Here is a 13,079-nt window from a genome sequence, read left to right on the forward strand (position 1 = left end):
GTCATGGAGTGAGGAGGAAAAGCAATGCAAAAGATTGTTGAAATAAAAAACTTGCAGAAAAATTTTGGTAAATTTCAAGCTTTGAAGAATGTTACATTAGATGTGAATGCCGGAGAAGTTTTGGGCTATATTGGTCCCAATGGTTCAGGAAAATCAACAACGATTCGTGTTTTGCTGGGGATTATTAAAAAGAGTGGAGGTTCAGCCACAATATTTGGTAAAGATGTGTGGACGGATGCCATTGAGATTCATAAGAAAATTGCTTATGTGCCTGGCGATGTCTATCTTTGGCCCAATCTTTCTGGGGGCGAGATTATTGACCTTTTCTTGAAGTTACATGGTCATGCAGATTTAAAAAAACGTGATGAGCTTATCAAGAAGTTCGAACTTGATCCAAAGAAAAAGGCGCGTAGCTATTCCAAAGGAAACCGTCAGAAGATAGCCTTAATTGCGGCCTTAGCCACGGATGCTGAACTTTATATATTTGACGAGCCAACCAGTGGTTTGGATCCCTTGATGGAATCGGTTTTCCAAGCTGAAGTCCAGCGTCTCAAAAAAGCGGGGAAAGCCATTATTTTGTCCAGCCATATCTTATCTGAAGTCGAACGTCTAGCAGATCGTGTTGCTGTTATTCGAAAAGGAGAAATCGTTGAAACAGGGTCACTTGATGATTTACGTCATTTGACACGTGATACTTTTAAAGTCGAAACTAATCAAGCGCCAGAAGCGTTGCATGGATTAGAGGGTGTCCATGATTTGCACCGCAATGGCAATAAGGCTGTTTTTCAGGTAGACTCGGATAAAACGGATGTTATCTTAAAAACCTTACTTAAGTATGGGGTGAAGAAGTTAGAGTCTACACCACCAACTTTAGAAGAGCTTTTCATGCATCATTATGAGTAGGAGGTGAACGCTATGGACAAACCTTTAAATAAAACCTTTAGTATGCTGGGGGCTTTACTCAAGAGAGATTGGCTAAAACTTGTCTTTTGGATAGTTGGTGTGCTGGCCTTTGCAGCGTCGGGAGTGGGTAAATTCGAGCTTATCATGCAGACTGACAGTCAACGAGAAACCATGTTTAATGTTTTTCAGGGACCAGCTATGACGGCATTGTTCGGTCCTATGACGGTCGCTCAAGGTAAAGATTTTACCGCGGATGCAGCTTATGGCACGACCATGCCTTTAATTACGGCAATAACATTCGCTGTTGTTGCGATTATCTATGTTATCAATCGTACACGAAAAGAAGAAGAAGATGGAATCGCTGAAGTTTTTCGCTCTTTTCAAGTCGGAAAATTAGCCAATACGACAGCTCTTGTTATTGAACTCTTTGTTTTACAAGTCTTGATTACGGGGGTTCTGGCGACTTCAATCCAGTTGCAAAATATTCCGGGTATGACTTCTTTTAGCGAAAATCTCTTGTTTGCCTCTGCTATAGGCGTCCAAAGTTTACTTTGGGGCTTGTTCGCTCTTGCCTTTGCGCAAATCTTTTCCGACTCAGGCAGTGCTAAAGGTGCTACTTTTGGCTTGCTTGGTTTGCTCTATCTTGTTCGTATGGGAACAGACACACAAAATGTAAATTGGGGCTATTGGAACCCCTTAAGTTGGTCATATCTGACCAGTCCCTATGTCAAAAATCATTGGCTTCCTCTCTTCCTCGCTCTAGGATTGAGCCTTGTTCTTCTCGCTCTTGCTTATTTTCTTGAAATTAGACGAGATGTCAATGCGGGCTATATTCCGGAGGTGAACGGTAAAGCGCATGCTTCTAAAAGCTTACTCAGTTTTACAGGACTTACACTTCGACAACAACGTACAGCCAGTATCGGTTGGATTTTTGGGCTTTTTGTGCTGGGAATCACCTATGGGTCAATGATTGACCAAATCAGCGGTTTTGTTGAATCCAGTCCAACCATATCCAAACTCTTTAACATTGACCCTCATCTGGCAAACGAAACCAGCAGGGCGGCAAGTAAAGCCATGATTGAAAGCTTTATGTCAACAATATTTATGATTTGTGCGGTAATGGTTGCTTGCTTTGCGGTTACTTCACTGATGCGGATGGTAACAGAGGAACGAAAAAATCGACAAGAACTACTTTATGCCATGCCGATTAGCCGTTATAAAGTTTATGTAACTTATATGATTATCTCTTGGATATTAGGCGCTCTTGCTCAGTTTGCTGTTGTGCTTGGCATCTATCTCTCCCAAGCCAATAATGACAATGCGTTCAGTTTTGCTAAAGTAGCTGCAGCGGGGATGTCTTGGACTGTTGGGATTTTCTTTGTCCTTGGGATTTTAGGCTTTCTAATGGCCGTGCTTCCACGTTTTAGCGCGCTGATCTGGGTTTATCTCGGCTTTGCGTTCTTCATGAGTTATATTGGCAACATATTGAATCTCCCCGCTTGGTTAAATAATTTTAATATTTTCCACCATATTTCAAGACTTCCGGTCGAAACAATGAACTGGGGCAATTTTGTATTTATACTTGCTTTAGCAGTAATATTTGCTCTGATTGGCATGTTTATTTATCGGCAACGTGACTTGATTGGCGATTAATTAAAAAATAGTCCATCTGGACTATTTTTTTAATTGATGATAGCGATTGTACCAAATGTCAACATACTCCTTGGAGAAAGGTCCACGTTCATTATTTATCCAATCAACAAGAATTTTTACATTTTCTTTCAAAATGTAGTCAATCTCAGGAGAGTAGTTCATTTGTTTCCTGTGACGTTCATATTCCTCAACGTCTAGGAGTTTTTTCTCGCCATCTTTAAATACTTTTACATCGAGATCATAGTCGATGTATTTCAGGGCCTCATTGTCCAAGACAAAAGGGCTCGCAAGGTTGCAGTAATAGCTGACGCCTTCCTCACGAATCATAGCAATGATGTTAAACCAAAACTTTTTGTGGAAATAAACGATTGCAGGTTCACGTGTGACCCAACGACGGTCGTCTGACTCGGTTACAAGTGTGTGGTCATTTACACCAATAATTGAATTTTCATTTGTTTTCAGTATCATCGTATCTCGCCAGGTACGATGTAAACTGCCATCATGTTTATAGCTTTGAATCGTGACAAGGTCGCCTTCTTTCGGAAGATTCAAGGCTTCACCAACTTTCCAAAATTCAAAGTTCTCGCTTATCATTATAGCATAATATTCAAAAAGTTTCTGAACTCAGCTTGGCAGTTCAAAAAAACTTAAGCTACTAAGAAACTCCTTTGACAGATTCTGTTCACGATAATTTTGCCAGCTATCAAGCGACCTGATTGCCTGATATCTTTTACGCAAATGATAGTGTTCTTCTATCTGATATTCGGGATAATCTTGGAGGAAATCGCTGACCATTTGCCATTCGTAAGTATAACCTAAAGGGCGTGAGTGATAGGTAATCCCGTCTATAGTTTGAGTAGAAATCCGATGATGCGCATGACCAAAGACGACATCTGTAATTTGAGGATACTGGGTAAAAAGTTGGTGGAAAGCTTGAGAGCCAAGATAAGCATTGAAGCGTTCAAACTTTTTATAAGCTGTATTAATAGAAAAAGCTTTATGTGGGACAAAATGCATGGCTATGATGATACGGCCGTCAAAGTTTAAGCTTTGTAAAATCTTTTCCAAGGTGTGAAGACTTTTTTTAGTCGTTAGTGGATCGTTATATTTGCGCTGGATTTTGCGGTCAAAATAAAAATTATTTTTAAAGGCAAGAATATTATCGTAAGAATAATTGTCAGCAAGAGAGTAGTCATACCAGCCATGAAAAGCTATGAGGAGACTATCACCAAAATATTTGAGAGAAAAGTCTTGTGCGTTGATTTCTTCTTCAGATAAATGTACCATGTCGTGATTCCCAAGATTGTGACTAATGTCGAAAACAGTAGATAATTTATCGAAAAAGGGCTTGGTGATTTTTTTATAGTCATTGGACATATCGCCTGCAAAGTGCAAATCTGTTACATCCTGACTCTGTAAAGTATCAACTAAAACCTTGATTTCAGTATCTGTAAATTCATTAACATCTAAATGCAAATCTGAAAGCAGTGCTAATTTTTTCATAGTTAAATTATAACAGAAGCGCAAGACAAGTTCTAATCGTCCCAACTGAAAATTTAACCGCTGCACCAATGCTAACGTTTTCATTAGTTAATGAAAGACTATCCTGCTGAACATTTAGCCCACTTTGAATTTTGAGGGCAGAAAAATGACAAAAAAGCAATGAAAAAGAGCTGATTTTCCAGTGATTTCGTCCCAAATGCTGTGCAGAACCTACTCTATTCCGTTAAAATATCTCATTTTTATATAAAATTACGTTCATAAGGTTGTCATAATAAAATAAAGGTCAGCCTAGAGTCCTAATGATAATTTTGACATAATGGAAGAGACTAAAATTATTATTAGAAATTACATAGGTTGTATATGAAGAATACAGTAAAAATATTTCAAGGGATTTCAAGAATTCTCTTATTCGTTGTTGGTTTAGCATTGCTCTCAGGCGCTCTCGTTTTTACTGGGGTTCATATGGCCAACAAAAATGTTATAAAAACAGAAGTAAGTGGCATTATTGTCCGAGGTGATGAGGGTTTTAAAGAGGTCAATTATACCTTTGAGGGTATAGAATATCAAGTACGCCCTTTGGACACTTATTTTAGGAAACTTGGAACGATAGATGATAAAATAAAAGTTTATGTGGATAATAATCGTCCTGGGCGTGCCTTTTTAACTTATCATGGGGATGGATTGATGCGAACAGCTGGTATATTGGCAGGATGGGGCTTGCTTTTACTCATTATTTTGCTGGGAGAAAGACAGCTGATGAGTCGCATGCGAAAGCTAGAGGAGCTTGCTGATAAAGAAGAAAATGGAACTACTCTTTCGTAAGAGGAGTTTTTTTATTATGGTTTCTAGCCAATTTTGTTCTGATAGGGGCAGCAAGAAAAAGTCCGTTGAGCGGTATTTGACTTAAAACAAACTTTGTTCATTAAAAAACAAGCGCATTGCTTAAAAAGAAAATGGAGCTATGCTACTATAGGAACATGACTATCTTACACAATAAAATTTCAAATAAAGAATTAAAAGAGCGTTTGGCAGCTGAAACAGAGCCTCGCACCACGCTTTCTTTTTATAAATATTTTAATATCAGTGCCCCTCAACAATTTCGTGATGATTTGTATAAAAAATTTGAGGAATTGAAAGTTTTCGGGCGTATTTATATCGCTGCTGAAGGAATCAATGCTCAAATCAGCCTACCAACTGCAAATTTAGAGGCTTTCAAGACCATACTTTATCAAGCTGCGCCTGAATTGGATGGGATTCGTCTTAATTATGCAATTGCTGACGATAGACAATCCTTCTGGGTACTGCGAATGAAGGTTCGCGACAAAATCGTTGCAGACGGTATTGACGATCCGACATTTGATCCTTCAGATGTAGGGCATTATCTTAAGGCAGAAGAAGTTAACGAAATGCTTGGAAAAGAAGACACAATATTTGTGGACATGCGCAATCATTATGAGTATGAAGTGGGGCATTTTAAGGATGCATTGGAGGTTCCATCTGCAACGTTTCGGGAACAATTGCCCATGGCTGTCGACATGTTGAAAGAGGACAAAGATAAAAATATTGTAATGTACTGTACGGGTGGTATTCGATGTGAAAAAGCCAGTGCTTTTATGAAGCACAAGGGCTTTGAAAATGTTTACCACATTGAGGGCGGCATTATTGAATATACACGCAAAGCAAAAGAGCAGAATCTCCCGATTGAATTTATTGGCAAAAATTTTGTCTTTGATGAACGTATGGGAGAACGTATCACGGATGATATTCTTTCGACATGTCCTCAATGTGGTGAAGCTTGCGACAGACATACAAACTGTAAAAATAAAGCTTGTCATCGCTTGTTTATTCAGTGTTCAAACTGTGCAGAGCGCTTTGAGGGCTGTTGTTCACAAAGCTGTGCGGAAGAACTCCACCTGCCAGATGAAAAGATAAAGGTGCTGATAAGAGAACGTGCAGCCGACCCAACTTTTTTTACTAAAAGAAGGGGCTAAAAGCAAAGAGTTATATAGGCAGCAAGAAACTGATTTTAGGTAAAACAGCAAAACAAAAACGCTTAACCACATTTTAATGGCTTAGGCGTTTTTTCTTACTGCAAAATATTGGGACTATTCTTTTCACCAAGGACCACTCTGAACAGTGCTCCCAATATTACCAGAGGTATTGGTCCACATAAAGCTTCTTCAAGGAGCTCACTTGTAGTCTTTCAAAACCCATTCATTAATCGCATGGGCCACACCAGACTCGGCGTTAGACTTAGTGACATATTTGGCGATTTTTTTCAGTTCCTCCTTACCATTCTCCATAACAACAGGATTTCCCACAGCTTCAAGCATAGAACGGTCGTTTTCTTGATCTCCAATAGCCATGAGCTCATCAACATCTAGGAAAAGCTTCTTGGCTAAATGCAAGACGGCATTCCCCTTGCTCGCCTTTTTATTCATAAATTCTAAATAGAAAGGTGTTGACTTCACCATGTTATAACGTTCAAAAAACTCAAAAGGCAAGTAAGCAATGGCATTATCTAAAATATCAGGTTCATCAATCATCATCACCTTAGCAATTTCAAGCGCAGCAATCTCTTCGGGTTGACGGAAGTAAAGAGGCATGTTGACTAATGATGCTTCGTGCACAGTGTATTTTCCGATATCACGATTACTTGTATAAATCCCTTTTTTCGTAATAGCATGCATATGGACACCAATCTTGCGTGCCGCGGCATCGATATCCAAGACGTCCTCAGCTTCCAAAGTTTCCATGATAAATTCTTCCCCCGTTGCACGCTGGACTAGGGCACCATTATAGGTAATGACATAGTCACTGTAGTCTGTCAATTCAAGTTCTTCAAGAATATTCTGAACACCCATGAGTGGACGGCCTGTGGTGATAACAACTTTTACTCCAGCGGCCTTTGCATCAGCAATCGCTTGCTTAACTTCAGGTGTAATTTTACGGTCAGGGTCCAACAAAGTACCGTCGATGTCAATAGCAATAAGTTTAATCATTTGTTTTTTCTCTTTTCTAATTTGATTTAAAGATTTGTACGGATCAATTGGTTAAATTCAGGATTTTTCAGCATGACTTTCGGAAAATAAAAGCGACTGTTTCCGTGAATTGTACCAGCAAGACTAGCAACGATAGGTGATACTTCGGAAAGTTCAGTCAAGCTGCCATCTTTCTGTAATATTTCAATTTGAGTGCGTGGTTTGTTAGAATTTGGACGATAGAAGTCATAAGGCAAGTCAAAGTTGTTATGTGTACCTGTAAAATAATGTGGATCAAATCCTTCTTTTTCAACAAGTTCTCGCAGCTGATCCAAAAGAGGAGCCTCTGAGCTAAAGAGATCAAGTTGTTGTTCTTGATCTTGGGTAAATTCCATTGATTTGAGCAAATGGCGATTGATGTACATGCTGGCAAGCTGAGACAAGGTATCGTCTGCGTTAGACATCCAAGATTGGAAATAAGTATTCATTACCCCATCATCTAGAGAAAGATAGTGATGTAAGCTCTGTCTATTTTCAAAGAAAGGTACCAGTCCTGGACTTGTTTGAGCAAAATATTCTTGATCTAACTGGTATAAAACCTTTGCTCTTTGAAGCAAGTTCTGCAAGATAACCTCCATTGAACGACTGGCAGGGTGAAAATAAACTTGCATATACATTTGGTAACGACTGACGATATAGTCTTCAACGGCATGCATACCAGAAACTCTAAAAACTATTCCATCCTCATGAGGAGCAATAACACGCAAGATTCTTGTCAGATCAAACTGTCCATAAACTGCGCCAGTATAATAAGCATCCCTTAAAAGATAATCCATTCGGTCAGCATCAATTTGACTAGAGATAAGTTGGACAACCTGAGGGTTTGGATAGTCATGTGAAATAACAGAAGCAACTTGTTCAGGAAAGTCGGGCCCTACCTTGCGTAATACAGCGTTAATTTCAGTAGAGGGTGCGGTAATAATTTCCCGGGTCATCGCTTCATGATCTGTAGCAAAAAGACTTTCAAAAGTATGCGAATAAGCGCCGTGCCCTACATCATGTAATAAAGCAGCACATTGGGTAACGAGATTTTCCTCAGGATTCCACGTTTCTGGGTAGCTCTTTGTGAACCAGTCTGTTATAGTTTTTGCAATGTGATAAACACCCATGCAGTGAGAAAAACGACTGTGTTCAGCACCGTGAAAAGTATATGAAGATGTTCCAAGTTGTTTGATACGGCGCAGACGTTGGAATTCCGCAGTGTTGATTAAGTCATATATAATTTGGTTTTCTACGTGAATATAGTCATGGACAGGATCACGAAAGACTTTTTCGAGATGAGCCATAAAAACCTCCTTTGCATTTGTAAGTAAAGTTTTTTGTGGAAGCCATTGATTTTAAAGCAATTTTTTCAAACAAGAGTTACCAAAAGCAGTCAATATCTGGGTGAAAACTCTTGCATTACTATAATTTAATTATAACGGAATTTACTGCAAATTGCTATTTTACTAATAATGCAAGTTATAGTAAAATAACATTTATGGAAATTATTATTCGGAATCGCATTATTATTGATGGACAAGAAGAATTTATTCGTGAAACTTTTGATGGAGAAGTTAAAAAATTAGGAAGTAAAATTGCATTGTATTATAAAAATGCTGAAGAAGAAAAAGTGCTAATAAAATTTGATGAAAAAGAGTTAAGTATGACACGCTATGCTGAAAAGCCGGTAGTCATGCGTTTTCATAAAGAAATGTCCACACACACAATCTATGAGGGGTTAGGGCGCTTAGAAATTGTGACAGATGGCTTTCATATGGATGAGGGATTAAACCATGTGAAGTTGAAATATCGCCTAAGTCAGAATGATATTCCCATCGGGGAGTACCGCATGAGAATTGATTGGAAAAGGAGTTGATATGAAAAAAATACTTCTCCCTAAGGAACTTTATGAGCAGTTAGATTTAGCAAGAGAAAAAGAAATTGAAGTTGTTAAAAACAATAAAAACAGCTTTACCATACGTGCAAAGACACCAAATAAAAAAGAAGATGCAGCCCGAGTCTTTCTGATACCAACGGCAATCAGTACGCTTCTCTTTTTTATTGTTAGTCAAGTGATGGGCCTAGATCAGATTTATCTTTCAGGTACTGAATCGATTTCTACGGGAGTTTTAGTTATTGCTAATGCTGTTGCCTTGACATCTTTTATTACTGCATTTATTAAGAAGCGTAAAGAGCTTTATCATATAATGCGTCCACGAGTGTACTGGCGAACTTTTCTTTCCGTTATTCTTTCAGTCTTTATTATTGTAACATTAGCATTAATTGCTCTATTTTGGTTTTTAAATCAGCTGTTCTATGGCTTAAGTTTTGATGTGTTGACATCAGTCTTGATCTTTGCTATTTTTTCAGCGATTTTGAATTACCTGCTTATCTTTGTTGTGGACACGTTTTCTATACAAATGATGATTAATATGCTTATCATGGTATCTGTTGGTGGGCTGGTAGCAAGTATGGCAGCTAATAACAACCAGTATTGGTGGCGAAAAAACTTTAGCTTATTAGGGACCAGTGAGTCAAACACGAGCTTGCAATTTAATATGACTTTGGTGGTATCGGCTGCTTTGATGATTGCCTTGTTTGATTATATTTTTGTATTAATTCGTGAGAAGTTAGGAAAGCGGATACGCTTTATGGTTCTCCAAATTTTACTGACTTTGTGTGCGATATCTATTGCGTTGGTTGGCTTAATTCCGAACAACGGTACAGGATTGGCGCATATTATGCACGATGTCGCTGCACAATTAATTGTCTTCTTTATGAGCTTATCTATCCTCGGTATACGTTGGTTTTTGCCGGATTTGGATAAAAATATGTACCGTATTTCTTATGGTCTCGCTTCCTTGATTGCCCTTGGCTATTTCTTATGGCATCCCTTACATTATCTTAATCTCACAGCCTTTGAAATTCTTTCCTTTAGTTTATCATTTGCTTGGATCATGCTTTTAATAAATAATCTTGTAAGAATACTGTTCAATACTCGGGTAATCTATCTTGTTGATATTGCGAAAGAGAAAGACGTTTAACAGGAATGAAATAAAATGTTTTATTTGTGCCCTTACAAAAGAGAAAAAGTTATTTTTATATAAAGTGAATAGAGGAGAATATGAAAAAAGTAAAAGTGTTTTACAATCAAGCTTCTGGAAATAATGATGAAGAAGAAGTTTTAAATACAATCAGGCAGTTTTTTGCTAAAAAGGAAAATCAAGATTTTCAGTTGGAGTTTGTGAATCCAGAAAGTCCAGAAGAGGCTGTTCGTTTAGCCAAAAAAGCAGGGCAAGAAAAGACAGATTTGATAATAGCTCTGGGAGGTGATGGCACGATTAACAAAATTTGTGGTGGAGTGTTTGAAGCTGGCGGAGATTCAATTTTAGGAATTATACCAAACGGGACAGTGAACAATCTTTCCAAATCCCTTCGTATCCCTCAAAACATAGAAGCTGCACTTGGAAATCTAAAACATGGTAGGAGGCAAAAATTTGATATAGCCAAGGTGAATGATGAGTACATGATTTCAAGCTTAACCTTGGGTATTTTGGCAGACATAGCTCAGAATGTGAGCAGCACTGAAAAGAAAAAGTTTGGACCTTTTGCCTATCTGAAGGATGCCTACAAAGTTATTCGTCATAATAAAAGTTATCATATCGAACTCAAATATAATGGTAAAACAAAAGCTTTAAAAACAAAATTATTGCTCATCACGATGACGGATACCATCGGTGGAAGGCAAGCACTTTCGCTGGATGCTAAGGTGGACGATGGCCTTATCCGAGTTTATTCCTTGAAGGAAATTCATCTTTTCAAAATTTTATTCCACTTAAATAAGCTACGTAAGGGCAAAGTGGAGGATTTTATGGACATTACTTATTTTGATACCGATCATTTAGAAATAGGTATACAGTCAAATAAAACGAAAGATGTTCCTTATTCAAGAATTGACGGAGATAAGAGTTCTCCGCTTCCACTGGATATTAAAGTTTATCGCAAAGGTCTGACTACTATTGTGCCTAAATAAAACGTGTTTATAGCTTTAAATTATGGACTATTTTTTTATCAACTGAAAGTAGTTTTGAAACATGTAACAGATTTTGTCCTCTCTTTGAATTTGGCAAAATACAGAGATAAAATTACCTTTGTCGTACCTCTTGAAATTAAGAGGTATTTCTGTTATACTTATGTAGTTGTCTTTGTGGTCTCCCATAAAGTACAACCGCACGAGGTATCGTTCAAGTAGCATAAGCTCACGGTCCAAGGCGAGTCTTACAGCCGTTTAACGGCAGAAAATCTAACAAGGAGGAATCACAATGTCAAACTACGCAATCATCAAAACTGGTGGTAAACAAGTTAAAGTTGAAGAAGGACAAGTCATCTACGTTGAAAAACTTAACGTTGAAGCAGGTCAGACTGTAACTTTTGATGAAGTTGTTCTTGTCGGCGGTGCTACTACTAAAGTTGGTGCTCCACTCGTTTCAGGTGCGACAGTTGTCGGTGAAGTTGAAAAACATGGTAAACAAAAGAAAGTTGTTACTTTCCAATACAAACCTAAAAAGCACTCACACCGTAAACAAGGTCACCGTCAACCTTATACTAAGGTTGTCATCAAATCAATCAACGCTTAAGGCATGATTGAAGCAGTTATCAGGACAAAGCGGGATAAAATAGTTTCCTATGAAATCTCGGGGCACGCTGAATCAGGTGAATATGGCCATGATGTGGTCTGTGCAGCTGTCAGTGTCTTGTCAATTACAACAGCAAACAATCTCTATGAAATGGCAAAGATTAAACCCATTGCCAATATGGAAGATGGTTATCTTTATGTTGAAATACCTTTGAGTACTCCTGAAAGACAAGGCGAGTTGGCTCAGACACTGCTCCAAGCATTTGAAAATGCTATGCGAGAAGTATCTAAAAATTATAGCCAATATATTACACTTAAAATTGAAAATGGAGGGCAATATAATGCTTGAACTTAATCTGCAACTCTTCGCCCACAAAAAAGGTGGGGGTTCTACTTCCAATGGTCGTGACTCACAAGCTAAACGTCTTGGTGCTAAAGCATCTGACGGTGAACTTGTAAGCGGCGGTTCAATCCTTTTCCGCCAACGTGGTACACATATCCATCCAGGTGCTAACGTTGGTCGTGGTGGCGATGATACTCTCTTCGCTAAAATCGAAGGACACGTTAAATTTGAAATGAAACGTGGTAAAAAACACGTTTCAGTTTACCCAGCAGTAGCTAAATAATGGTAAACGAGTCTCTCTTCGGAGAGGCTTTTTTTGTAAATATAAAAGAAAAGACAATGAGGGAAGGCCTTTCTTAATGGGCAGATTCATGTCTTTTCTTTACATAAACACTTGTGTTTCACGGATTAATTTTTGTGCTTCCTTAAAGTCTAGGACATCATCAAAGCCATATTTTGAAAGAAAATAAACCTTATCGCAATATCTTTCAACTTCTTCTAAGATGTGTGAAGTAAGCAAGATAATTTTTGTTTCAGAAAGCTCTTTTAAGATTTGAAATGCTTTGGCACGCATTGCATTGTCAAGTCCATTCATCAGTTCATCGACGATGATAACATCTGCTTCAAGACTGACCGTATAAATAAAGGCCAGTATTTCTTTCATACCTAGAGAATATTTTTTTATCGGCTTTTCAAAGAAACGTGAAGCGGAAAACAAGGGCATATATTTTTGGGCATGTTCCCACTCCTTTCCTCTCAAAACTTTAATATAGTCCGCTGCTTTGAGATTGCTATCAAAAATATCAAGTGTCGCCACATAGGAAACTCTTCCTTGATGCCAACCATCAGAGATAAGAATCTCTCCCTCAAAGTTCATCTCATCATTGATTGCAGTAAAAAGGGTAGACTTTCCTGTTCCATTTCGACCGATGATGCCATAAAGACCAGGTCTATCAAGGGTTAAGCAAACGTTACTGAGTGTGTGAGTTGTCAAGTTGTTTATTGCAAGTTTCATAAT

Annotated in this window: 15 protein-coding genes and 1 other annotated feature; of the genes, 10 read left to right on the top strand and 5 right to left on the bottom strand. The window is 38.2% G+C overall.

What is annotated here, in order from left to right; genetic code table 11:
• Positions 1–24 precede the first annotated feature (24 nt).
• Together ACGHCK_RS03775 and ACGHCK_RS03780 are read left to right on the top strand one after the other, a co-directional pair.
• The gene (locus tag ACGHCK_RS03775) at positions 25–903 is read left to right on the top strand and encodes an ABC transporter ATP-binding protein (protein ID WP_251423035.1); all 879 of its coding nucleotides are present in this window, start codon (positions 25–27) and stop codon (positions 901–903) included.
• Positions 904–915: 12 nt separating this feature from the next.
• On the top strand, positions 916–2,556 hold the full coding sequence (locus tag ACGHCK_RS03780; RefSeq protein ID WP_271328251.1) for an ABC transporter permease: 1,641 nt from the start codon (positions 916–918) through the stop codon (positions 2,554–2,556).
• 21 nt (positions 2,557–2,577) lie between these two features.
• Here the strand turns inward: ACGHCK_RS03780 and ntdP are convergent, their stop codons facing one another.
• Entirely contained in the window at positions 2,578–3,108 is a 531-nt protein-coding gene (gene ntdP, locus ACGHCK_RS03785) for a nucleoside tri-diphosphate phosphatase (protein ID WP_251423089.1), read from the bottom strand.
• A 72-nt stretch (positions 3,109–3,180) separates the two neighbouring features.
• Positions 3,181–4,059: a metallophosphoesterase family protein gene (locus tag ACGHCK_RS03790; RefSeq protein ID WP_251423040.1), complete on the bottom strand. Its 879-nt coding sequence runs from the start codon at positions 4,057–4,059 to the stop codon at positions 3,181–3,183.
• A 360-nt stretch (positions 4,060–4,419) separates the two neighbouring features.
• On the opposite strand from ACGHCK_RS03790, the gene ACGHCK_RS03795 reads away from it, so the two are divergent.
• Both ACGHCK_RS03795 and trhO read left to right on the top strand, forming a co-directional pair.
• Positions 4,420–4,881 carry a hypothetical protein gene (locus ACGHCK_RS03795; protein WP_251423043.1) on the top strand — a complete coding sequence of 154 codons (462 nt, stop codon included), beginning with the start codon at positions 4,420–4,422 and terminating at the stop codon, positions 4,879–4,881.
• Positions 4,882–5,036: 155 nt separating this feature from the next.
• Positions 5,037–6,050: an oxygen-dependent tRNA uridine(34) hydroxylase TrhO gene (trhO, locus tag ACGHCK_RS03800; RefSeq protein WP_202231018.1), complete on the top strand. Its 1,014-nt coding sequence runs from the start codon at positions 5,037–5,039 to the stop codon at positions 6,048–6,050.
• A 198-nt stretch (positions 6,051–6,248) separates the two neighbouring features.
• Here the strand turns inward: trhO and yidA are convergent, their stop codons facing one another.
• Together yidA and ACGHCK_RS03810 are read right to left on the bottom strand one after the other, a co-directional pair.
• On the bottom strand, positions 6,249–7,061 hold the full coding sequence (yidA, locus tag ACGHCK_RS03805) for a sugar-phosphatase (RefSeq protein WP_251423046.1): 813 nt from the start codon (positions 7,059–7,061) through the stop codon (positions 6,249–6,251).
• Between the two features lie 26 nt (positions 7,062–7,087).
• A complete protein-coding gene (locus tag ACGHCK_RS03810; RefSeq protein WP_251423049.1) occupies positions 7,088–8,386 on the bottom strand; it encodes an HD domain-containing protein in 1,299 nt (432 codons plus the stop codon).
• Positions 8,387–8,580: 194 nt separating this feature from the next.
• Here ACGHCK_RS03810 and ACGHCK_RS03815 point away from each other — a divergent pair, with 194 nt between their 5' ends.
• From ACGHCK_RS03815 to rpmA, 6 genes are all read left to right on the top strand, one after another.
• A complete protein-coding gene (locus ACGHCK_RS03815) occupies positions 8,581–8,958 on the top strand; it encodes a YwiB family protein (RefSeq protein ID WP_251423052.1) in 378 nt (125 codons plus the stop codon).
• 1 nt (position 8,959) lies between these two features.
• Positions 8,960–10,126, top strand: coding sequence for a DUF998 domain-containing protein (locus ACGHCK_RS03820; protein ID WP_251423055.1), 1,167 nt, complete (start codon positions 8,960–8,962; stop codon positions 10,124–10,126).
• Between the two features lie 80 nt (positions 10,127–10,206).
• Positions 10,207–11,115 (top strand): diacylglycerol/lipid kinase family protein, encoded by a 909-nt coding sequence (locus ACGHCK_RS03825; RefSeq protein WP_251423059.1) that lies wholly within the window; start codon positions 10,207–10,209, stop codon positions 11,113–11,115.
• Positions 11,116–11,298: 183 nt separating this feature from the next.
• Positions 11,299–11,371, top strand: a sequence feature (ribosomal protein L21 leader region).
• A gap of 33 nt (positions 11,372–11,404) precedes the next feature.
• Positions 11,405–11,719, top strand: a complete 315-nt coding sequence (gene rplU / locus ACGHCK_RS03830; protein ID WP_003136338.1) for a 50S ribosomal protein L21 — start codon at positions 11,405–11,407, stop codon at positions 11,717–11,719.
• Positions 11,720–11,722: 3 nt separating this feature from the next.
• On the top strand, positions 11,723–12,067 hold the full coding sequence (locus ACGHCK_RS03835; RefSeq protein WP_202231024.1) for a ribosomal-processing cysteine protease Prp: 345 nt from the start codon (positions 11,723–11,725) through the stop codon (positions 12,065–12,067).
• Complete coding sequence (rpmA, locus tag ACGHCK_RS03840; protein ID WP_004257956.1) at positions 12,060–12,344, top strand: 50S ribosomal protein L27; 285 nt, start codon at positions 12,060–12,062, stop codon at positions 12,342–12,344. Before ACGHCK_RS03835 ends, rpmA begins: the two co-directional genes overlap by 8 nt.
• Positions 12,345–12,443: 99 nt before the next feature.
• On the opposite strand, the gene ACGHCK_RS03845 is transcribed toward rpmA, so the two are convergent.
• A complete protein-coding gene (locus tag ACGHCK_RS03845) occupies positions 12,444–13,076 on the bottom strand; it encodes an ATP-binding cassette domain-containing protein (protein WP_251423062.1) in 633 nt (210 codons plus the stop codon).
• Positions 13,077–13,079 lie beyond the last annotated feature (3 nt).

Origin of the sequence: Lactococcus muris (assembly GCF_042849115.1) — a bacterium.
GTDB classification, from domain to species: domain Bacteria; phylum Bacillota; class Bacilli; order Lactobacillales; family Streptococcaceae; genus Lactococcus; species Lactococcus muris.

Excerpts from the sequence above, each read along its gene's own strand:
- ACGHCK_RS03775 (WP_251423035.1), top strand. The coding sequence starts at position 25 with ATGCAAAAGATTGTTGAAATAAAAAACTTGCAGAAAAATTTTGGTAAA.
- rpmA (WP_004257956.1), top strand. The coding sequence starts at position 12,060 with ATGCTTGAACTTAATCTGCAACTCTTCGCCCACAAAAAAGGTGGGGGT.
- trhO (WP_202231018.1), top strand. The coding sequence starts at position 5,037 with ATGACTATCTTACACAATAAAATTTCAAATAAAGAATTAAAAGAGCGT.
- ACGHCK_RS03815 (WP_251423052.1), top strand. The coding sequence starts at position 8,581 with ATGGAAATTATTATTCGGAATCGCATTATTATTGATGGACAAGAAGAA.
- ACGHCK_RS03780 (WP_271328251.1), top strand. The coding sequence starts at position 916 with ATGGACAAACCTTTAAATAAAACCTTTAGTATGCTGGGGGCTTTACTC.
- rplU (WP_003136338.1), top strand. The coding sequence starts at position 11,405 with ATGTCAAACTACGCAATCATCAAAACTGGTGGTAAACAAGTTAAAGTT.
- ACGHCK_RS03810 (WP_251423049.1), bottom strand. The coding sequence starts at position 8,386 with ATGGCTCATCTCGAAAAAGTCTTTCGTGATCCTGTCCATGACTATATT.
- ACGHCK_RS03835 (WP_202231024.1), top strand. The coding sequence starts at position 11,723 with ATGATTGAAGCAGTTATCAGGACAAAGCGGGATAAAATAGTTTCCTAT.
- yidA (WP_251423046.1), bottom strand. The coding sequence starts at position 7,061 with ATGATTAAACTTATTGCTATTGACATCGACGGTACTTTGTTGGACCCT.
- ACGHCK_RS03825 (WP_251423059.1), top strand. The coding sequence starts at position 10,207 with ATGAAAAAAGTAAAAGTGTTTTACAATCAAGCTTCTGGAAATAATGAT.
- ACGHCK_RS03845 (WP_251423062.1), bottom strand. The coding sequence starts at position 13,076 with ATGAAACTTGCAATAAACAACTTGACAACTCACACACTCAGTAACGTT.
- ACGHCK_RS03795 (WP_251423043.1), top strand. The coding sequence starts at position 4,420 with ATGAAGAATACAGTAAAAATATTTCAAGGGATTTCAAGAATTCTCTTA.
- ACGHCK_RS03820 (WP_251423055.1), top strand. The coding sequence starts at position 8,960 with ATGAAAAAAATACTTCTCCCTAAGGAACTTTATGAGCAGTTAGATTTA.
- ACGHCK_RS03790 (WP_251423040.1), bottom strand. The coding sequence starts at position 4,059 with ATGAAAAAATTAGCACTGCTTTCAGATTTGCATTTAGATGTTAATGAA.